The sequence below is a fragment of the Lysobacter capsici genome, assembly GCF_014779555.2.
Taxonomy (GTDB): domain Bacteria; phylum Pseudomonadota; class Gammaproteobacteria; order Xanthomonadales; family Xanthomonadaceae; genus Lysobacter; species Lysobacter capsici.
Window position 1 is genome coordinate 955,423 of the sequence record NZ_CP094357.1, and the last position, 20,768, is coordinate 976,190.

A 20,768-nucleotide genomic window follows, 5' to 3' on the forward strand; every position below is an offset into this window, starting at 1 on the left:
CTTTCGCCCCGGCCGCGTGAATCTGCATTTCAGGCGAATGCGAACCAAGCAGCCAAACCAGACTGCATCGAATCGCACACATCGCAGCCACAGCAACGCGTCACATCGAGTCGCAGCCGCCGCACCACACCGAATCGCAGCCACCGCATCTCACCGAATCGCACGCACAACACAGCCCATCACACGCCGCACCACACCGCGCCACATCGAGCTTCATCTCTCAAAGCCCCATCGCCAAACCCCGAAAAAACAAAGGCCCGCATCCGCGGGCCTTCGTCTCGAAACACTAAAACGCAATCAACCAGCGCTTACGGAATCAACTGACAACTAGCCGGCTTGACCGAATTGAACAACGAAGCCGTCGCCCATTCCGGATGATCGATGAACGGGTTGCGGTTGCCCTGGAAGCTGTAGATCACCTCGTTGCGCGCCTTCTCGGCCGCGTCCGGCGGATCGGCCTGGTGCCACGACAGCAGCGTGGTCAGCAGACCCATGTAGGCCGGCGAGGAGGAGGTGATGACGATCTTGCTGCGGTCGTCGGTCAGTTCCAGGTCCGGCTCGCTCTGTCCGGTGTTCGGATCGGTGCCGCCTTCGTAGCGGATCGCCATGTACAGCACCGCGCGCGCCATGTCGCCCTTGCGCTTGCCCCAGACCTGGAACGAACCGGCGTTGCCGTCGGGCGTCTTGAACCAGTTCGAATTGCCCGGGTACACGCCGCTGCCGCCGCCCTGGCCGTTGTTGACCTCGGTGACGCGCTCGCCGCAACCGCTCGACAGCGAGCAATCGGCGAACGGCTTGTTGCCGCGGTCGGCGTTGTAGGCCGAGTCGGTGAGATACAGCATGTGCGTGTCGGTGTACGGCGCGTACGGCAGGCCGAGGTTGCCGGTCGCGGTGCCGAAGCCCAGCGAGTTCGGCCAGGTGTGTTCGCGGTTGTACTTCACGCCGCTGCCGCTGCCCGCGCGATCGGTGACCTTGAGGTAGCTGCGGTTCTTGTACGCATCGAGGATGCGGCCGGAGTTGTTCGGATCCTCGTCGGCGATTTCCAGGATCGTCCAGGTGTTGGTGGTGCCGCCGCTGTACGGGTACGCGGTGTGGCCCTTGATCGTGGAATGCAGCGAGCAACGCAGCTGGCTGGCGCTGCTGGTGTTGACGTGCGAGTAGTAACCCGTCGGCGTGCCGCCGCCGCTGGCGACGTTGAAGTTCACCACCGTGTTCGCGGCCGGGGTCGCGCCGCCGGCGTCGGTGACCTTGCTGGCGACGACGGTGAAGGTGCAGCTTTCGCCGGCGTGCAGCGCGGTGCCGGTCGATGCGGTGATCGCGGTGCCGCTGGACGGGTAGCTCAGCGCGACCGTGCCCGAGGTGGCGCATTGCAGGGTCAGCGCGCCGCTGGCCAGGGTGACCGCTTCGCTGAAGTTCGCGATCAGGTCGCCCGCCGCCGGGAAGGTGCTTGAGCCGTTGGCCGGGGTGGTCGAACTCACGCTCGGCGGGGTATTCGGCGAGGAGCCGGTGAAGGTCTGGCCGTTGTTGCAGGCGCCGAAGGTCTGGGTCGCCGAGTTCTGCCAGGTGAACTGCGAATACGCGCTGCCGCTGCCCGACAGCTGCAGCGAGGTGCCGGCCGCGGTCGAACCCGATTCGGACACCGGCAGGTTGACGCTGGTCTGACCCGCGGCCGGGCCGCCGCTGGCGGTGATCTGGCCTTCGTAGCTCAGGAACTGGACCACGTTGCCGCTGCCGTCGACCAGGGCGAAGCCGTCGTTGGAGCCGTTCTGGATGCCGTTGGTGGGGTAGCTCAGGGTGGCGATGCGCGCGCTGCCGCTGCCGCAGCTGACCACGCTGCCGGCCGGGACCAGGTCGTTGTCGTAGCTCACCGCCGACGACGGCGAGCTGCCGTTGTACAGATAGATGCGGTAGTTGCTGAGGGTTTCGCCGGCGGTGGCGACGACTTCGATCCGCTCGCCGGTGTCGCCGGCCGAGGTGGCGTCGTCGTAATGGAATTCGTTGATGAACACCGCGGCCGAGGCCATCGACGGCAACAGCGCGGCGATGGCGAGCGAGAGAACGGCGGCGCGGCGCACGCGGGGCGTGCTTGCGAACAGCATGGCGGAACAGTCAGTGACTGACTTGCGCATCGAAACGACTCCTTGTGAGTGGCGTGGCGTCCGGCCGCATGAAAGCGCGAGGCCGGCGCAGCTCAGGCGCCCTCCCCGGGCGCACCGGTCGAGTCTAGACGCGGTTTGTGACCACGCCGGGCATGCGCCGGCGAATGGAGGGGCCAAATAGAGACGTTGGTCGCGGTTATGCGGGTTATCGCCGTAGATCGGCTGCGTTGCGGTCGCGAGACGTCATGGCGGGCCGACGGTCGCGGTGGCGATCGGCCTGTGAGAGGACGCTTCCATGGGGCGGGTTTGTGCCGGCGACTTCAGCCCCGAGGCATTCCGATCGGCTCGTCTGGAAGCCGCTACCTGCTTCGGCGCTCAGCCCTGAGCCTTGCCGCCGCCGCGGGTCTTGCCGGTACGCAGCTCCGCCAGTTGCTCGGCGACTTCCACCAGCGGCGCCTTGGAGCGGGTCGGCGCCTCGCGGAACGCCGCGATCAGACGCAGCTCCAGCGGGTCGTCGATCAGCAGCGCGTCGGCGGCGGCGACCGAGTCCATCGCCGTGTCCAGCGACAGCCCCATCTTGCCGCGCCCGGTCGCCAGCCATTCGAACTGCACGCCGGTGACCAGGGCCAGTTCGCGCAGGTGGGCCATGCTCGGGAATTTGCCCTGGGCGGCTTCCCAGTGCCCGACTGCGCTGCGTTGTACGCCCACCGCCGCGCCGAGGGCGGCCTGGGACAGGCCGGCGTGGCGGCGTGCGAGTCGAATGCGCTGTTGGGGCGTCATAGGATGGTTTTGGCACTTTTATAGCGGAAAAACCGGCAAATGCTACCTATAGTCACCTAGTGAGCGATAGACGCCGTACCTAGTGCGCTTTAGCTAGCGTCGAGCGCTTTCGCTTGCAATAACTACAGCAAGTTATGTGATCGAACAAGCGTTCGCGATACCGAAAGTGGCGGCATCCGGCCGGCCGACATGTGGCAACCGTCGCAAGGACTTCGCAAGATGCTCACACGCTGATATGGACTTCGGCTGGACACGAGGTCGGTTCGGGGGACGGGCGCTGGATTGCGCCGTGCGTAGGACGGCCATCTCCGTACCAAAGAGCGCGTTCCACGGGACGCGCTCTTTCTTTTTGTGCGGGCCGTCGAGCCCGAGCCGCGCAATGGCCGAGGGGCCGCGCGCTCAGGCCACCGGACGCAATTGCTCGTCGAGCGAACGGGTCTTGTCGGTGACCACGTCCCCGGTGTGCCGGGTGCTCTTACGTTCGATCAGCAGGATGTGGCATTCCTCGTTGGCGACCGGGTTGTGGCGTACGCCCTTGGGCACCACGAACAACTCGCCCGCGCCCAGTTCGACGGTGCGGTCCTCCATCTCGATCGCCAGCCGGCCCTTGAGCACCATGAACAATTCGTCCTCGTCGGCATGGCTGTGCCAGGCCAGCGTGCCGTGCACGCGCGCGACCTTGATATAGGCGTCGTCGACTTCGGCGATCACCCGCGGCGACCACAGTTCGGTGAGCGTTGCGGCGATCTGGGCGGGTGAGGTCACGGACGACATGCGAAATCCTGGCGACGGCTGGGAATCCCAGTCTAGTACGCCGGTTGGCACGCCGCTGATGCGGCGTGTCCGGTCATCCAGATGCCGCAAGCGCGTCGCAGCGCCGCGCGCGTCAACTCAATGATTCGATCCATGCGCGCAGCCTGGCATCGCGAATCTCCAGCACCTCGAACAAACCCACCGCGCGCAAGGCGGGCAGCGCTTCGCGGATGTGCTGTTCGGCCTCGGCGCGCATGGCGTCGTCGGTCCGCGGATCGCTCAGGCTGCGGGCGTTGGCCAGGAACGCGGCGACCGAGCCTTTGCGTACGGCCACGCCGTCGATCCGGGCTTCGTCGAGGTGGTCGGGCAGGATGTCGTGAGCGCGCATCGGAAACTCCATCGGGACGGTCGGAAAGGTGCGTCCATGCTGGGTGGGCCGGGCCGGCTCTGCTACGTTGCCCCGGCCATCCCATCGCGCGTTCCGGCCATGTCCGATCCTTTGCTTGCTCCGGCCCGCGCCGATTCGGATGCGGGGCCGTTCGTGATCGCGGTGACCCTGGCCGCCGACGGCGTGCGCGACACCGCGCCGCACCAGCACGCGCGCGGGCAATTGCTGGGCGCCCATCGCGGCCTGCTGTCTGTCGGCACCGGGCGGGGACGCTGGCTGGTGCCGGCGACCGATGCGGTGTGGCTGCCGCCGCACGCGCCGCATTCGCTGCGCTCGCACGGCGAGGCGTTTTCCGGCTGGAGCGTGTATGTCGCGCGGGCCGATTGCGCGACGTTGCCGGCGCAGCCGTGTGCGCTACGGGTGTCGGCGCTGCTGCGCGAAGCGATCGCCCGAGCCGCGAGCTGGCCGGCGTCGCAGCCGTTGGACCCGGCCCGCGACCGGCTGGCCCGGGTGCTGCTCGACGAGATCGTCGATTGCCATGCGCACAGCCGGGCCGGCGAACGCATCGGCCTGCCGATGCCGGGCGACCCGCGCGCGCTGCGCGTGGCCCAGGCCCTGATCGACGACCCGGCCGATCCGCGCGGTCTGGCCGAGTGGGCGGCCTACGCGCATTTGTCCCAGCGCAGCCTGAGCCGCCACTTCAGCGCCGAGACCGGCTACAGCCTGCTGCAATGGCGGCAACGCGCGCGGCTGATGCGCGCGCTGGAGCGGCTGGCGGCCGGCGAACCGGTGACCACGGTCGCGCTGGAGATGGGGTACGACAGCGTCAGCGCGTTCACCGCCATGTTCCGGCGCCACCTCGGCGCCGCGCCGACCCAGTACCTCAAGCCCTCGCGGGGCTGAGCCGGCTGGACGTGGCAGGCCTGGCCTGGCGTTCGGCCGTGCCCAGCGTCGACCCCTTCGGCCCAGGCGTCGCTGACCTTCAATGAGCTTTGCCTCGCGCGTGAGGCATCGGCGCCGCGAGTCCGCGCCGGGCGGCATCGAGAATTTCTTCGCCCCGCCCCTTGAAAGGCGATCAGGACGCCTCATCTTCCGTCCAGTCCCGGTTCGCCCGGGCGCTTTTGTCCCCGGCGTTGGCACTCGACGGGGGCGACTGCTAAAATTCCCGTTCTTTCTCCACCCATTCAATCACTTACAGAGGGTCGCCATGAATCTCAAGCCGCTTTACGACCGCGTTGTGGTCAAGCCGATCGAAGCCGACGAAGTCTCCGCCGGCGGCATCATCATCCCCGACGCCGCCAAGGAAAAGTCGACCAAGGGTGAAGTCGTCGCCGTCGGCGAAGGCAAGGCCCTGGACAACGGCAGCCTGCGCGCGCCGAAGCTCAAGGTCGGCGACAAGGTCATCTACGGCCAGTACTCGGGCAGTTCCTACAAGCAGGACGGCGTCGAGTACAAGATTTTGAAAGAAGACGACGTGCTGGCGATCGTCGGCTGATCGGGCCGGGAATCGGGAATGGGGAATCGGGAATCGTAGAGCGCTTGCGCTGACGGACCCGCCCCGACCGATTCCACCCGCTTTCGCTCTTCCCATTCCCTATTCCCCATTCCCAATTCCCGGAGTTTCACCATGGCTGCCAAAGAAATTCGTTTCGGTGAGGACGCACGCGCCAAGATGGTGCGCGGCGTCAACATTCTCGCCAATGCCGTAAAGGCCACCCTCGGTCCGAAGGGCCGCAACGTCGTGCTCGAGAAGAGCTTCGGCGCGCCGACGATCACCAAGGACGGCGTGTCCGTCGCCAAGGAGATCGAGCTGGCCGACAAGTTCGAGAACATGGGCGCGCAGATGGTCAAGGAAGTCGCTTCCAAGACCTCCGACAACGCCGGCGACGGCACCACCACCGCGACCGTGCTGGCGCAGGCGCTGATCCGCGAGGGCATGAAGGCGGTCGCCGCCGGCATGAACCCGATGGACCTCAAGCGCGGCATCGACAAGGCCGTGGTTGAAGCCGTCGGCGAACTCAAGAAGCTGTCCAAGCCGTCCTCGACCAGCAAGGAAATCGCCCAGGTCGGCGCGATCTCGGCCAACTCCGACGCCGACATCGGCAACCTCATCGCCCAGGCGATGGACAAGGTCGGCAAGGAAGGCGTGATCACCGTCGAAGACGGTTCGGGCCTGGAGAACGAGCTCGACGTGGTCGAGGGCATGCAGTTCGACCGCGGCTACCTGTCGCCGTACTTCATCAACAACCAGCAGTCGATGTCGGCCGAGCTGGACGACCCGTACGTGCTGCTGTACGACAAGAAGATCTCCAACGTGCGCGACCTGCTGCCCGTGCTGGAAGGCGTGGCCAAGGCCGGCAAGCCGCTGCTGATCGTCGCCGAGGAAGTCGAAGGCGAAGCGCTGGCGACCCTGGTGGTCAACACCATCCGCGGCATCGTCAAGGTCTGCGCCGTCAAGGCGCCGGGCTTCGGCGACCGTCGCAAGGCGATGCTGGAAGACATGGCCGTGCTCACCGGCGGCACCGTGATCTCCGAGGAAGTCGGCCTGCAGCTCGAGAAGGCCACGATCAAGGATCTGGGCCGCGCGAAGAAGGTGCAGGTCTCCAAGGAGAACACCACCATCATCGACGGCGCCGGCGACGGCGAGACGATCCAGTCGCGCATCAAGCAGATCAAGGCGCAGATCGAAGAGACCTCGTCGGACTACGATCGCGAGAAGCTGCAAGAGCGCGTGGCCAAGCTGGCCGGCGGCGTCGCGGTGATCAAGGTCGGCGCGTCGACCGAGATCGAGATGAAGGAAAAGAAGGCACGCGTTGAAGACGCGCTGCACGCCACCCGCGCTGCCGTGGAAGAAGGCATCGTCCCGGGCGGCGGCGTCGCGCTGCTGCGCGCCAAGGCCGCGATCAGCGGTCTGAAGGGCGCCAACGAAGATCAGAACCACGGCATCCAGATCGCCCTGCGCGCGATGGAAGCGCCGCTGCGCGAGATCGTCACCAACGCCGGCGAAGAGCCGTCGGTCATCCTGAACAAGGTCCAGGAAGGCACCGGCGCGTTCGGCTACAACGCCGCCAACGGCGAATATGGCGACATGCTCGAGTTCGGCATCCTGGACCCGACCAAGGTCACCCGCACCGCGCTGCAGAACGCCGCGTCGATCGCCGGTCTGATGATCACGACCGAAGCGATGGTCGCCGAGCTGCCGAAGAAGGACGAGCCGGCGATGCCGGGCGGCGGCGGCATGGGCGGCATGGGCGGCATGGATTTCTGATCCCCCGATCGCCGTGAAGCAACACAAGGAACCCCGCCGAAAGGCGGGGTTCTTTTTTGGGCGTGGCTTGCGGCGCCGATCTTTCGCGGCGCCGATCGCGCCGTCGTGGATGCGCGATTGCGGCATGGATTTGTGAGCCGACGTTCGCCGTCGCGCGAACGAAAAACCTCGCCGGGAAGCGGGTTTTTTTGTGTCGATCCGGGTCGCGGCGCGCGCGAACGCAGATTAGAGAATCGCGCCCAGCAGATCGCGATTGAACGGCGTCACGTAAGCGGCCATGTCCAGCACCGTGTGCTCGGCACTGGCGCCGGAGCGGGCGAATTGATCGATCACGCTGACGCAGCGGTCGCGTTGCCGCGGCGGCAGGAAGCGCAGGATCGGCACCAGCCGGCGATGGCCGATGGTTTCCCACAGTTCCACCGCGTCCAGTCCGGCCATCCATTCCAGGGCCCGCTCGTCCGACAGGCCCAGCGCCGGATGCCCGCCGATGGTGCGGATGCTCTGCTCGCGCAATTGGCGGATGTGGCGGTGCGTGGACAGTCGGCTGTCGCCGCGCGCGTAGCCGATGTCGCCGCTGGCCGGGCCGAAACGGGTCGGCACGTCCTTCGCGGCGGCGCCGAAACCGAACCCCGACAGCAGCTGCTCCTGTTCCTGCAGGTCTTCGCTGATCGTGCTGAGCGTGCGCATGCGGGTGCCGCCGAGCAGCGACTCGCACGGGAAGAAATAGCCGAAGGCGGCGAACACGCGCTCGTGCAGCGCTTCGTATTGTCCGGCCCGGCCGGGTATCGCCAGCGCGCGGTCGACCGCTTCGACCAACTCCGGCGCGACCTCCAGGTCGGTGTCGGGATCCAGCATCAGCACGACCTTGGGCGCGATCATCTCGTCGACCAGATGGATCGCGGTGACTTCGTTGCGCCGCAGGCGTTCGAGGTCGCGACGGAAATCCGCGGCCAGGCCGAAGCCGTTGACGCCGCCGCCGGCGTTGGCGTTGTGGATGCTGCGCGTGTGCAACTCGTGCAGCACCCGGCTGGCGGTGGCGCTGATGGTCCAGCGCGAGGTGAACGAGACCCCGCCCGAATGCGGCGGCCGCTGGGGATGCCGATAGATCACCGGCGAACGCGGCGAGCGCGCGCCGAACAAGGCGTCGTTCGGCGCGGGGCCGAAACGCAGGCCGCGGTCGAGCCGGCGCGCGGCGAACAGCGCCTGCACCGTCGCCAGCGGCAGCGCGGTGAATTCGTCGGGCGTGCGCACGCTGAACCCGGCCAGCCGGCCCTGCAATTGCGCCAGCAAGTCCGGCGTTTCGTCTTCGCCGCGCAATCCCCAATTCGCTTCGCCGGGCCGCGCCGTGGGCGCGGTCGGGCGCAGCGCCGGGCGTGGCGGCGCGGGCGCCGGTGTCGGCTCGGGCTCGGGTTCCGGCTCAGGCTGAGGTTCGGGCGCGCGCGGCGGCGGGCGCACGCTGAGCACGCCGTCCTCGCTGATCACTTCCTTGAGTTTGGTGTCGGCTTCGATCGACGGATCCATGCGGACATTGCCGAAAAGGAAGCGATCCGCCGGCGCCATCGCGTCCAGGGCCGCGAGTTGTTCGCGAACCTGGCGCAACGACGCGTCCGGCTGCAGGCGCACGACGAGGTTGCGGTCGGGTTCGCCGGCGAATGCGATGGTGACGAGCATGCTGAGCCCTCGGTTGCGCGATGAAGCGGGCGCGGCGCGCGGCCGCTCAATCCGGATCGACGACGAAAAAATGCACGCGCAGCTGCGCGGAGAAGTCCCGATCCGGATCGTCTTCGGCCTGTACCTGGATGCGCTCGAAGGTCTGCTCGGCGCTGCCGTCGGCCCAGATCACCCCGGCGTTGACCTGCAGCGTCGCGCCGCCGATCGCGTCCAGCGCCGCGCCGCGCCGGGTAGGCACCGGCCCGGCGGGCCGCGTCGGCGCGAAGCGCGGGTGGTTGCGGGTATAGACCCGCGCGCTGATCGGGTCGAGAAACTGATGCACGTCCCAGATGGTGATGTCGCAGGTCCACAGCTGTTGCAGCGCGTCGAGCCGGTGCGAATGGCCGAGCCGCGCGCGCATCAGGTCGATGGTGATCAGATTCGCATCGCGCTGGAACCGGCGCACGGTGACGTTGCGAAAGCCCCACGCATCGGCGCGGTGCACCGCGTACAGGCGATCGACCACCGGCTCGGCGCCGGTGGCGATGCGGAAACCGAAGCCCAGCGGCCCGCGCGGCCGCGCGCGGATCTGGATCGACAGCGCCGCGCCGCGGCTCACCGCGACCACATTCGGAAACACCCGATCGGGCGCGACCCGCGGCAGGCGCGCGTCGGTGAACATATGCACCTGCGCGCCGCGATTGCGATGGCGCGCGTCGGCATCCTCGTCGTTGAGGCCGAAGCGGACCAGCAGATCCTCGTTGTCGCTCAGCCAGTCGGCCGGTTGGCCTTCCAGCGCGTGGGACGTGGCCATGGACGGATGCCTCAGATGCGGTTGACCGAGAAACTCAAGGTAGTGCCGCGCACGCTGAAGGTCGCGGTGTGGCCGTTGGGCGCAAAGGCCACCGACGGGCCGTCGCGGCGCGTCCCGCCGATCGCGCGCGCGCGGATGCGCACGCGGTCGCCCACGTCCAGCGCGTGGCCGTGGAAGCGCAGCGCGGACAGATCGACGCTGCGGGTCTGCCCGGCCGCGAATGCGCCGCCGGCCGGGGTCTGGCTGATCACCCGGTCGCCGTCCAGGCGCTGGACGACGAAACGCAGGACGAACGCGGCGTTGTTGACGCAGGCGACGTGCTGGACGTGCAGTTCGGGCTGGCCTGACTCTGCGGGATTTCCGAGCGGGTGCATGGTGGGGCGCCTCGTGCGCGCAAGAAGGAAAGCGGAAGGGTCGACACGGAAAACGCGCGGATGAGCCTGGTGTGAAGACGCGTTGGTGTTTACGTCTGGGCGGGCGCGCTCGACAATGCCAACGGTTTCCGCCCGGTGGATAGGACATGCGTGGTTTGGTCGGCTTGTTGGCGGCACTGGTGTTGCTCGGCGGCAGCGGTTGCGCCGTGGTCAAGGTCAAGGAACGCGCGTTCGGCGATATCGCCGCCGAGCGCAATCTCGATGCGCTCAACGGCGGCAAGCTCAGCACCGCGTCGGCGACCGCGCTGGGTTCGGCCGGGCTCGACCCGGAGCTGTGCGCGCGCGACCCGGCGCCGTGCATCGAACAATTGCGGCCGCTCGCGTCGAGCGAATCGTGGCTGGCGACGGCGTCGGAACTGCAATTGCTGCGCATGAACGCCGCGCCGGCGACGGTCAGCAAGGCCGCCGAGAGCGCGGGCCTGTCGCGACGCAAGGCCGCGGCGGTCGAAGCCGGCGAAGGCGACGCCAACGCGGCCGCCGCGAGCCAGGTCGCCACCGACGAGCGCACCCGCGCCGCGGTCGAAACCGCGCGCTACGCCTACGCCTATCTGTTCCTGACCGCGCGCACGCCCGAGCAGCGCGTGTTCGAAGCGCGCCAGCAACGCGTGCTGCAGTACTACAACCGCGCGGTCGACGTCGTCGCCCAGGCCGCGTTCGAAGCCAGCCGCGGCCAGGTCGGCGCCTCGCCGCTGCGGGTCGGCGGTTTGAATCTCGGCATCGGCCTGCATGGCTACGAAGCTTCGGAGATCAGCCTGCAACCCGAGGCCTTGCTCGCCTCCGACACGCTCGGCTTCGACAACCTGCGCGCGGTGTATCGCCGCGACGGCTTCGGTACCGGCCTGGTCGCGGTGTTTCCGCGGCGCGCGCCGTCGCCGGCGCCGATCACGCCGGCCGATGAAGCCAGCGCGGACGACACGCCGTATCGCGACACCCGCTATCTGCCGGTGACCGCGACCCTGCGCTTCGACGGCGACAGCCTGGACGCGGTGCTGGCGAGCGATCAGGCCAGCATGGACGTCTACAACCCGTATCGCATCGACAGCGAAACCATCGGCGGGCGCAAGGTGCCGCTGGCGGCGAATTACTCGGCCGCCTACGGCGTGTGGCTGGCGCGTTCGGAACTGGCGCGCTTGAGTCTGTCGAGCCTGCTGCGGCCCAAGCAGGCGCGCGCGTTCAAGCCGCGCATCTACCTCAACCAACCTTACGATCCGAACAAGCGGGTGATCGTGCTGGTGCATGGCCTGGCCAGCAGCCCGGAGGCCTGGGTCAATCTCGCCAACGAGATCCTCGGCGACGAGGCGCTGCGCAAGCACTATCAGCTGTGGCAGGTGTTCTATCCGACCAACATCGGCATCCTGGCCAATCGCGCGGCGATCGCGTCGGCGCTGGACAAGACGTTCAAGCACTACGATCCCGAAGGCGACGATGTCGCCAGTCGGGATGCGGTGTTGGTGGGGCATAGCATGGGTGGAGTGATTTCGCGGCTGTTGGTCAGCGACAGCGGCGAGCAGGTGCTCGACGAAACCCTCAAGGCCTTCGATCCGGCGGTCGCGCAGCGCTTGCGCAAGGAACCGCTGGTGCGCGCGCTGACCGTGTTCCAGCCGATGCCGCAGTTCGGCCGGGTGGTGTTCCTGGCCTCGCCGCATCGCGGCGCGGTGGTCACCGACGGCTGGCCGCTGCGGATGGTACGCAAGCTGATCCGCCTGCCGTTCGATGTCTTGCGCGAGGCCGCCGAACTGGCGCAGCGCACCAAGGTCGATCAGGACGAGTTACAGAAGGTCGGTTTCCGCAAGGGCCGCCCGCCGACCGGCCCGGACGATCTGAGTCCGAATTCCTTGTTCATGCGCAGCACCGAGAAGTTGCCGATCGAAGCCGGCCTGCCGTACCACACCATCGTCGGTCAGCGCGATCCGAAGATCGCGCTGCTGCAATCCAGCGACGGCGCGGTGCCGTACCGCAGCGCGCATCTGGATGGCGCCTTGTCGGAGAAGGTGATCGTGTCCGGCCACAGCGTGCAGGAAACGCCGCAGGCGATCCTGGAGTTGCGGCGGATTCTGCGCGTCGATATGGCGCAGTACGGGAAGAATGCGAAGCGGTAACGGCGCGGTTGGCGAGGTTGCGCGGTCGCGGCTCGCGCCGCTCCTACAAGGGGCTGTCGCGTTATCGCTGTGGGCTGGGGGTGTCGCGTTTCCGACTGTAGGAGCGGCGTGAGCCGCGACCGGCGAGGTTGGCGGAGTTGCGCGGTCGCAGCTTACACAGCTCCTACAGGGAGCCATCGCGTTATCGCTGTGGGCTGGACGTCGCGACGTTTCCGACTGTAGGAGCGGCGCGAGCCGCGACCGCCATGCCCGACTAACCGCGCGATCGCGGTTCGGACGTCATCGCCGAATGCGGCCCACCGCTGCCACGGCAGGCCGCATCTTCAACCTTAGTGGTGGCTGGTGGTCGAAATCCCGCCGCCCTTGCCGTCGGGCACCAGCACGCGCACGTTCTGCATCATCCCCTGGTCCTCGTGATCGAGGATGTGGCAATGCAGGACGTATTCGCCGATATAGCGCTCATAACGGGTGCGCACGTACAGGTTGTAGCCGTCCTTGACGAACAAGGTGTCCTTCCAGGTGCCTTGCAGGTTGGCGTACTGCGGATCGGTGACATTGCCGTCCTTGTCGAGGTCGCCGGTGACGCTGACTTCCTTGCCGTTCTTGTCGAGGATGCTGACGATCTGGAACGGATTGACGTGAATGTGGAAGGGGTGGCCGCCGCGCTGCGACGTCAGGTGCCACTCCTCGGTCTGGCCGAGGATCAGATCGCGCGCGGCGCTCGGATCGTAGGGCTTGCCGTCGACCAGGTAGATGTCGCCCACCTTCTTGCCGTCGACGATCTTGTCCTTGATGTCGAACACCACCGTCTGGCCTTTGCCGTTCACCTCGCTCTTGGTAATGGTCTTGTGCGGGACGAACGCATCCAGGCGCAGATGATCGCGCAAGCCGGCGACGATCGAATCGCGCACGCCCTCGGGCATGCGCTTGTGCGCCGAGGCGACCAGCGCATCGGTCACGTAGGCTTCGACATCGGCGACCTTCGCATCGCCGGTGACGTCGGCGATACCGAGCAGCTGACGGTCCTCGGCGGCGTTGGTGATGCTGGCGCTGGCCGGCGCGAAGGCGTCGAGCACGCAGTACCGGCCGGCCTTGGGAAACACCACCAGCGCATCGCTGCGGTAACCGGGCTGCAGCATGTTCTCGCTCTTGACGATGGTCTTGGCGTGGGTCAGGCCGTCGCTGGCGACTTCGAACTGCTTGAGCGGCGCGCCGGTGCAGTTCTTGGTTACCCAGTTGTCGAGGGCCTTGCCGGACAGACCCTCGATGCTGGCCGAGGCCGCCTTCATTTCGCGGAACTGCAGGTTGACGGTGTCGCGCACGCCGGCATGCAGCAGGCGCCAGCGTTCGATGCGGCCGGCGACCAGGTCGTCGAAGGTCGGCAGCACGGTGCCGTTAATGCTGGTGTGGCGACCGGATTTCTGCCACACGCCGAAGCCGAACTGGTCGTCGTATTTCTCTATCTCGCCGACGTCGTTCTCATCGCAGGTCCAAAAGCCGGTCTCAACATCGGTCCTGATCTTGCCTTTGCTGTCGCGGCAGGCATACGCGACCTGCTGGAAGATCAGCAGCCGTTCGTGCATCGCCGCGCCGTCCGGATCGCGCAGCAGGGTGTCGATGTCGCCGGTGCGGTCGCTGGCGGGCAGGCGCTCGCCGCGTACCAGCAGCGCGCCGGCCATGCCGCTGGACACCTGCAATGCAGTGGAGCCGTGCAGATGTGGGTGATACCAGAAGGTGCCGGCCGGATGGTCGGCGGGCAGGTTGTATTCGTATTCGAACTTCACTCCGGGCCGCAGCGTCAGCAGCACGTTGTCGCTGTTGCCGGTCGGGCTGACCCACAGGCCGTGCGAATGCAGGTTGGTCGAGTTGAAGCAATGCGGGACGTTGATGTCGGCCGGATGGCAGTCGGGCTGCGGCGGCAATTGATTATCGAGCGCGATGCGCACGGTTTCGCCGGGCGAGGTGACGATGGTCGGCGCGAGGAACGGCACCTCGGGATTGGTGCCCGGGCTCTGGTAGGAACGCAGCTTGACCGTGTCGAACTTTTGGCCCTTGGGATCCCAGATTTTCGAGGTGGTGAAAGCGATGCGCAGGTCGAGCTTGGCTTCGCGCGTGTCCAGCGGCTTGGCGCCGGCCTCGGTCAGGCTCAGCAGCGGTTTGGCGCTGTCGCCCGAGCGCAGCATGCGCGCGAACACTGGCTGTTCGAGTTCGCGCGGGGCGGGTTTTTCCTGCGCCGGCGCGGTCATGGGCGCGGCGATGAGCACGCACAGCGCGAGCGCGAGCGGACTGCGCGGACGCGATCGCGATTGAACGGCGGGAATCGAAGAAAGGCGTTCCATGCTGGGCTCCTGATGGATTGAGAGGAATGCGGTGACGGCGCCGGCGATGGCCGCGCGTGAATGACACGCGCCTGCGCGCGCCGCGCCGTCGCGTGCGGCTCGGATGTTGCGGTTCGGTCATGGCCCCTGTTGCCCGTCGTCTACGGCTGCCCGATCGCGGAAAACCGCGCGGCGGCCGCTTCGACGGTGCTGCTGATGATTCGCTCCGTTCGCACGGCGGCGGGATCGCTCGAACTGAGAACGCGATCGCGCTGCGCCGTGCTGCCGGATCGGCATTGAGAACGGCGTCTCCTTCGCGGAGTCGGCGTGCTCGCTTGATCAACGGCGAAAGCCCGCGCGGCAGGCCAATGCGGCGCAAGGCACGGCGCCCCGCGTCGCCGCGGGGGCCGAGTGAACTCAAAGCAATTGCGATGCCGGCTTAGTGCTGCATCGTCTTCGCGGCTTGCGGCGCGGCCTGCGTCGGACCGGCCGGACCGATCGCGTCGAGTTGGCGCAGCGATTCTTCGGTCGCCGGCGCCTGTTGCGGCGAGGCGCTGACCCGCGTGTGCGAGGGGCTGTCGAGTTCGCCCTTGACCAGGAACACGGTCTTGCCGACTTCCTTGGTCGCCGGGTCGACGCTCAACACCACATGGTCGCCGCTGCCGATGCCGGCGGTCTTGCCTTGCACCGCCAGGGCCGCCGCGACCCGCTCCGCGTCGGGCTCGGACAATGGACTGCCGTGACGCGCGAATTCGGCCTGGACCTTGTCGCGGATGTCGCCGATCAGCGCTTGATCGCGATGGCCCGCGCTCGCCGGCGCGGCGCGTTCGGCTTGTGCCGTCGCCGTCGCCTCGACGCCCGGCGCGATCGGATCGCGCACCGGCAGATGAGTATCGATGGTGTGGTGGAACCGGGCCTGGGTCGGCGGCGTGGTGCTGGTGTCGTAATACGGCTGCACGGTCGCGGCCGCGCCGAGGTTGAGGCCGTTGGTCTCCATGATTTCGCGATCCAGGTGCAGCGCTTTCATGTCGATGTGGACCTGCGGCTTGCCGCCTTCGGCGGTGCGGCCGTGCGCCTGCTCCCATTGGCTGATCATCGGCACGTAGATCGAGCCGTGATAGTTGGGGTAGTCGGAGTTGCCGCCATGGCCCAGCCGGGTCTGCGCCGGCGGCAGGTCGTAGAAATGCTTGGCCATGCCGGCGGTGTTGGCCGGATTGACCGCGATGGTCAGGTCCGCGCTCAAGGTCAGGCCGTCGCGCGCGGCGTAGGCGTAGTTGGGCGCGGTGCCGGTGCGGGCGATGAAGTCCGAGGCGCGGCCGGGCTGCAGGTTGTAGACATCGCCGAGGGTGGCGGTGGGCTTGGCTTCCTTGGCCGCGCTGACCAGCGCGTTCCAGCCGGCGATGTTGGCGGTGGATTCGTTGACCCGGTCGCCTTCGATCACCTTGTTCAACAGCGGGGTGTAGTCGTGCACCGCGGCCGGGTTCTTGGCCAGCGCTTCGGCTTCGGTGTAGAAGGTCGAGCGCACCGCGTCGCGCGCGCCGCGGTTGTAGCCGTGCTGCACTTCGTGGCCGAGCACGAAGGTGATTTCGCCCTTGTTGAAATTCGCGTCGAGCCCGGCGACCGGCAACGACATGGCCTGGGTGCCGCCGTTGTACGAGCCGCCCATGTTCGGGTCGGTCAGGGCCTTGAACGATTTGAGATGGCCCGCGGCGACCGCGCCGTTCAACTGGTCGGTCAACACAGGCGAGCCCTTGATGGTGTCGCTGAGGTTCTTCACCGCGTTGGCGCTGACGCCGGGCTGCTTGCCGAAATCGTCGATCAGTTTCTGCAGATCGGCGCTGATGGGTTTGGGCGACATGGCGGCCTCCTGGCCTGCGGACCGCTGGTCTTATTCGACGGTGATGGTTTTGACGCAGCGATGGCCGATCGCTTCGGGCGAATCGTTGGACTCGCCTTCGACGAACACGCGCAGCGTGACCGGGCCGCGGAAGTTCCAATAACTCAGACGGCCGTGCTCGGCGTAGGTCGGGCTGTCCTGAAAGCCCATGTCCTTGAGCGCGCGCGCGTACGCGTCGAAATCCAGCGCGCATACCGCGGTCATCGGCGCGGCCGGGTCGCCGGTGCGGGCGAAATCGAAGGTCAGTTGCTGGCGCGGTTCGCCCAGCTTGGGACTGACGAGCAGGTTGTACGACCAGTTGGCGTCGATCGCCGCGCCGGCGCCGAACGAGCCGTCGCCGCTGTCGGCGCGCTGCATGCGCAGGCCGGTGTGCCGCTCCAGGTGCTCGGCGGTCAGGTCGGCGTTGGACCGCAGGCTGCCGATCAGCTTCAACACGCGCCGGCTGACGTCTTCGCCGGACAGCGGGGTCGATGGAGAGGCGGTGGTGGTCATGGGGAACTCCTGGGTGGATCGGGTGTTGGCGTCGGTAGTGGCGTCGGACGGAGCCGGCAGGCTGGCGCAGGCGCTCAGCAGGCCGCCGCACAACGGCAGCCACCACGCGCGGCGAGGGAGGGAATGCGACGGACGGGGCATGCGTCTCCTCCTTGGAACGCTGGGGCGGCCGCGGGGGCGGTTCGCTCCGTTGGGGTCGCGCTTGTGTGGCGGCTAGCGAGTTAACGCAGCCAGCATGCCGCTCAGGCCATCGCGGCCACAAGCGCGGGCCGGTGATGTGCGCGTCGTGGGCGGCGTTCGGCGCAAACCGGGGTCGGCTTCGCCTGTTCAGTTTTCTCGCGGCGAACGTGGCGAGCCGGCGCCGCGTCACAGCGGCGAATTCGATGTCATCGGTAACAGCCCTGCCGTTATTAGCTTTCGGCATAAGCGCCCGGGATCGGCTCAGGGCGTTTCAAATGAACCGGTTAGTTCTGTTTTGCAGTGCAGCGTGCAAAGGGGATAACGCTTCCTTCACGATCGCCCCGCATCCCGACGTGGGGGAGGGAGCAAAGCCCGCTACCGGTTCTACCGGAAGCGGGCTTTTTTATTGGCTGGGGTTTTGTGCTGGGTTTTGGCGTGTGCGGCGTGAGGGTCGCTCGGTCATTGAGCGCGGCGTCGCAATCGCGGTAGCGCGGTCGCGGCTTGCGCCGCTCCTGCAGGAAGCGACTGTAGGAGCGGCGCAAGCCGCGACCACGACACGACGACTGCGTCGAAACACCATCGCAGCCGCGTCCGCATCAGCCGCCACCAGCGTCATGCGATCATCCATGCACACCCGCATCCGCATCGTTGATGGCTTCTCCCGACCGCACCATTTTCGAATCCGCCCACGTCGAACGCGCCGTCGCCCGCTTGCGCGCCGCATCGCCGCGGATCTCCGCCGCGCTCGATGAGCCATCGTTGCTCGCGCGGCTCGCGCGCATCGCCGTGGTCAGCGATTTCGCCATCGACACCTTGGTGCGCCAACCCGAGTTATTGCTGGCGCTAGCGGCCGACGACGGCGCCACGCCGCTGCCGCCACCGCGACTCGATACAGAACATCGCGCCGACTGGGGCACGCGCCTGCGCCGTTACCGCAGCGCCGGTTCGACCCGCTTGATCTGGCGCGACGCGCTCGGCCTGGACAGCGTCGAGGACACGCTCGAGGGCAGCACGCATCTGGCCGAGGTTTGTCTGCGCACCGCGCTGCGGGCATTGGAGGACGAATTCGCCCAGCGCCACGGCGTGATCCGCACGCCCGATGGACAACAGGTGGGATTGGTCGTGTTCGGCCTGGGCAAGCTCGGCGGCGGCGAACTCAATTTCAGTTCCGACGTCGACCTGGTCTACGCCTACGAACACGATGGCAGTACGCAATTCGATGGCCGTGATCCGGCGCGCGCGCTCGATGCGGAAACCTATTTCGCCAAGCTCGGCCAGCAGCTCGCGCGGTTGCTCGACGAACTCACCGCCGAAGGCTTCTGCCATCGCGTGGATCTGCGTTTGCGCCCGTACGGCAATGCCGGCCGCGTGGCCTGGTCGTTCGCGGCGATGGAGCAGTACTTCCAGCGCGAAGGCCGCGATTGGGAACGTTACGCCTGGCAGAAGGCGCGTCCGGTCGCCGGCGATGCGCAGGCCGGCGAACGTTTCCTCGATAGCCTGCGTCCGTTCGTGTACCGGCGTTATCTGGATTTCGGCGCGCTCGACGGCCTGCGTTCGATGAAGGCCGCGATCAGCGCCGAGGTCGCGCGCAAGGAACTGGCCGACGACATCAAGCGAGGGCCCGGCGGCATTCGCGAAATCGAATTCCTGGTCCAGGCCTTGCAGCTGATCCGCGGCGGGCGCGAGGCCGAACTGCGGGGCCGAAGTCTGCTGCCGGCGCTGCGCGAACTGATCGCGCAGCGGCAGATCAGCGACGAGGCCGGCGCGGCGCTGGGCGAGGACTACCGTTTCCTGCGTCGCCTGGAAAACCGCCTGCAGATGCTGCGTGATGCGCAGACCCACGCCTTGCCGAGCCTTCAGGCCGATCGCGAACGCATCGCCGCCGGCCTGGATTATGCCGACTGGGCCGCGTTGCTGAGCGATCTGGAACGCCGCCGCGAACGCATCACCACCGAGTTCGACGCCTTGCTCGCGCCGCGCCGCCGTCGCGCCGCGCCCGATGCGCTGACCGCGTACTGGAACGCGCTGCCCGATGCCGGCGACGCGACGATACTGGCCGATGCCGGGTTCGACGCCGCCGCCGATGCCGATGCGGTCTTGCGCGACTTCGCCCGCAGCCCCGGCGTGCGCGGCCTGTCGGATGCGGCGCGCACGCGCCTGGACCGGGTGTTGCCGGCCTTGCTGCAAGGCACCGCGTCGTCGTCGCAACCGATGCTCGCGCTCAAGCGGCTGCTCGCGCTGCTGCACAACGTCTTGCGCCGCAGTGCTTATCTGGCCTTGCTCGACGAACAGCCGGCGGCGTTGTCGCGCCTGATCGAAGTGGTGTCGCGCAGCGCGCTGTTGGCCGAGCGCCTGGCCTCGCATCCCTTGTTGCTGGACGAATTGCTCGACGCGCGCGTGGTCGGCCCGTTGCCGCGACGTGAGGAGTTGCTGGCGGCCTGCGCCGAGGTCGATGGCGACGACGACACCGAACTGACCTTGCAGGCGCTCAACGAAGTGCGCCAGTCGCTGAGTTTCCGCATCGCGATGGCGCTGCGCGACGGTCGCCAGTCGGCCCAGGACAGCGCGCGCCAGTTGGCCTGGCTCGCCGATGGCGTGGTCGCGCGGGTGTTGCGCCTGGCCGAACAGGAAGTCGCCGCCGCTCACGGCCGGGTGCCGGGCGCGCGTTTCGCCGTGCTCGGTTACGGCAGCCTCGGTGGCGAGGAGCTGGGCTTCGGTTCGGATCTGGATCTGGTGTTTCTGTACGAAGTGCCCGCGGCCGAGGACGGCGCCGAAGCGGCAAGCTCCGACGGCGCGCGCGCCCTCGACGCGCCGCGCTGGTTCGCGCGGCTGGCGCAGAAAATCGTCGCCTTGCTCGGCGCGGTGACCGCGGGCGGGCGTTTGTTCGATATCGACGTGCGGCTGCGCCCGGATGGCGCCAAGGGCCTGCTGGTGTCGTCGCTGGCGAGTTTCGCCGACTACCAGCGCGAGCGCGCCTGGACCTGGGAACATCAGGCCTTGGTGCGCGCGCGTTTCGTCGCCGGCGATGCGGCCCTGGGCGAACGCTTCGAAGCGGTGCGCGCGCAGACCCTGGCGAGCGCGCGCGATCCGGCCAAGGTCTACGAGGACGTCGGCGCGATGCGCCGGCGCATGCGCGCCGAACTCGATCGCAGCGATGCGGCGGCGTTCGACTTGAAACAGGGCGAAGGCGGATTGGTCGATCTGGAGTTCCTGTTGCAGGCGCTGGTGCTGCGCGATGCGCGGCGGCACGCGGCGCTGCTGGGGCCGCGCGATACCGCTGGGTTGATTGGCACCGCGCACGCGATCGGCGCCTTCGACGACGCGGTCGCGGCATCGCTGCTGGCCGCGCACGCGACCTTGTTGTCGCGCGGATTGGATTGCACCCTGGATCGGCGCGCGCGGCGGATTGCGCCGGATGCGGCGGTGGAAACGGCGCGCGCGGCGATTGGCTCGGCGGTGGCAGGGCAGGGGCTGGTGTTCGAGTAGGCATCGGATTCGCACAGGCATCGCGGCTTCCGCCGCCACGCCGCCACCGCGCGGATCGCGATCGATGCCGCGGCGATGCTAAGGTCACGCCGCCCGAGCCCCAGGACCCA

Annotated in this window: 15 protein-coding genes; 5 read left to right on the forward strand and 10 right to left on the reverse strand. The window is 67.7% G+C overall.

Annotated features, from left to right (window positions below; translation table 11 throughout):
* Positions 1 to 308: 308 nt before the first annotated feature.
* The 4 genes from IEQ11_RS03935 to IEQ11_RS03950 form a co-directional block, all read right to left on the reverse strand.
* Positions 309 to 2,099 carry an endonuclease gene (locus IEQ11_RS03935; RefSeq protein ID WP_191821723.1) on the reverse strand — a complete coding sequence of 597 codons (1,791 nt, stop codon included), beginning with the start codon at positions 2,097 to 2,099 and terminating at the stop codon, positions 309 to 311.
* 375 nt (positions 2,100 to 2,474) lie between these two features.
* Positions 2,475 to 2,879, reverse strand: coding sequence for a helix-turn-helix domain-containing protein (locus tag IEQ11_RS03940; RefSeq protein WP_096412979.1), 405 nt, complete (start codon positions 2,877 to 2,879; stop codon positions 2,475 to 2,477).
* Between the two features lie 399 nt (positions 2,880 to 3,278).
* The gene (locus IEQ11_RS03945; RefSeq protein ID WP_036111344.1) at positions 3,279 to 3,653 is read right to left on the reverse strand and encodes a cupin domain-containing protein; all 375 of its coding nucleotides are present in this window, start codon (positions 3,651 to 3,653) and stop codon (positions 3,279 to 3,281) included.
* Positions 3,654 to 3,765: 112 nt separating this feature from the next.
* A complete protein-coding gene (locus IEQ11_RS03950; RefSeq protein ID WP_191821722.1) occupies positions 3,766 to 4,020 on the reverse strand; it encodes a hypothetical protein in 255 nt (84 codons plus the stop codon).
* 99 nt (positions 4,021 to 4,119) lie between these two features.
* Here IEQ11_RS03950 and IEQ11_RS03955 point away from each other — a divergent pair, with 99 nt between their 5' ends.
* The 3 genes from IEQ11_RS03955 to groL all read left to right on the forward strand — a co-directional run bounded on the left by IEQ11_RS03955 (position 4,120) and on the right by groL (position 7,288).
* Complete coding sequence (locus tag IEQ11_RS03955; RefSeq protein ID WP_191821721.1) at positions 4,120 to 4,923, forward strand: AraC family transcriptional regulator; 804 nt, start codon at positions 4,120 to 4,122, stop codon at positions 4,921 to 4,923.
* Between the two features lie 304 nt (positions 4,924 to 5,227).
* Positions 5,228 to 5,515, forward strand: a complete 288-nt coding sequence (locus IEQ11_RS03960; protein WP_036111336.1) for a co-chaperone GroES — start codon at positions 5,228 to 5,230, stop codon at positions 5,513 to 5,515.
* A 132-nt stretch (positions 5,516 to 5,647) separates the two neighbouring features.
* The gene (groL, locus tag IEQ11_RS03965) at positions 5,648 to 7,288 is read left to right on the forward strand and encodes a chaperonin GroEL (RefSeq protein ID WP_036111334.1); all 1,641 of its coding nucleotides are present in this window, start codon (positions 5,648 to 5,650) and stop codon (positions 7,286 to 7,288) included.
* 225 nt (positions 7,289 to 7,513) lie between these two features.
* Here groL and IEQ11_RS03970 read toward each other — a convergent pair whose 3' ends face one another.
* The 3 genes from IEQ11_RS03970 to IEQ11_RS03980 are packed head-to-tail and all read right to left on the reverse strand — an operon-like array spanning position 7,514 to position 10,126.
* A complete protein-coding gene (locus tag IEQ11_RS03970) occupies positions 7,514 to 8,959 on the reverse strand; it encodes a hypothetical protein (protein ID WP_191821720.1) in 1,446 nt (481 codons plus the stop codon).
* Positions 8,960 to 9,005: 46 nt separating this feature from the next.
* Positions 9,006 to 9,752 carry a hypothetical protein gene (locus tag IEQ11_RS03975; protein ID WP_191821719.1) on the reverse strand — a complete coding sequence of 249 codons (747 nt, stop codon included), beginning with the start codon at positions 9,750 to 9,752 and terminating at the stop codon, positions 9,006 to 9,008.
* Between the two features lie 11 nt (positions 9,753 to 9,763).
* Positions 9,764 to 10,126, reverse strand: a complete 363-nt coding sequence (locus IEQ11_RS03980) for a hypothetical protein (protein WP_046660106.1) — start codon at positions 10,124 to 10,126, stop codon at positions 9,764 to 9,766.
* 146 nt (positions 10,127 to 10,272) lie between these two features.
* Between IEQ11_RS03980 and IEQ11_RS03985 the strand changes: the two genes are divergently transcribed.
* Entirely contained in the window at positions 10,273 to 12,285 is a 2,013-nt protein-coding gene (locus IEQ11_RS03985) for an esterase/lipase family protein (RefSeq protein ID WP_191821718.1), read from the forward strand.
* A gap of 329 nt (positions 12,286 to 12,614) precedes the next feature.
* Here the strand turns inward: IEQ11_RS03985 and IEQ11_RS03990 are convergent, their stop codons facing one another.
* From IEQ11_RS03990 to IEQ11_RS04000, 3 genes are all read right to left on the reverse strand, one after another.
* The gene (locus IEQ11_RS03990) at positions 12,615 to 14,624 is read right to left on the reverse strand and encodes a multicopper oxidase family protein (RefSeq protein WP_191821717.1); all 2,010 of its coding nucleotides are present in this window, start codon (positions 14,622 to 14,624) and stop codon (positions 12,615 to 12,617) included.
* Between the two features lie 418 nt (positions 14,625 to 15,042).
* Positions 15,043 to 16,461, reverse strand: a complete 1,419-nt coding sequence (locus tag IEQ11_RS03995; RefSeq protein WP_191821716.1) for an XVIPCD domain-containing protein — start codon at positions 16,459 to 16,461, stop codon at positions 15,043 to 15,045.
* 30 nt (positions 16,462 to 16,491) lie between these two features.
* Positions 16,492 to 17,133, reverse strand: coding sequence for a hypothetical protein (locus IEQ11_RS04000; protein ID WP_191821715.1), 642 nt, complete (start codon positions 17,131 to 17,133; stop codon positions 16,492 to 16,494).
* Positions 17,134 to 17,823: 690 nt separating this feature from the next.
* Between IEQ11_RS04000 and glnE the strand changes: the two genes are divergently transcribed.
* Complete coding sequence (gene glnE, locus IEQ11_RS04005; protein ID WP_191821714.1) at positions 17,824 to 20,658, forward strand: bifunctional [glutamate--ammonia ligase]-adenylyl-L-tyrosine phosphorylase/[glutamate--ammonia-ligase] adenylyltransferase; 2,835 nt, start codon at positions 17,824 to 17,826, stop codon at positions 20,656 to 20,658.
* Positions 20,659 to 20,768: the final 110 nt, after the last annotated feature.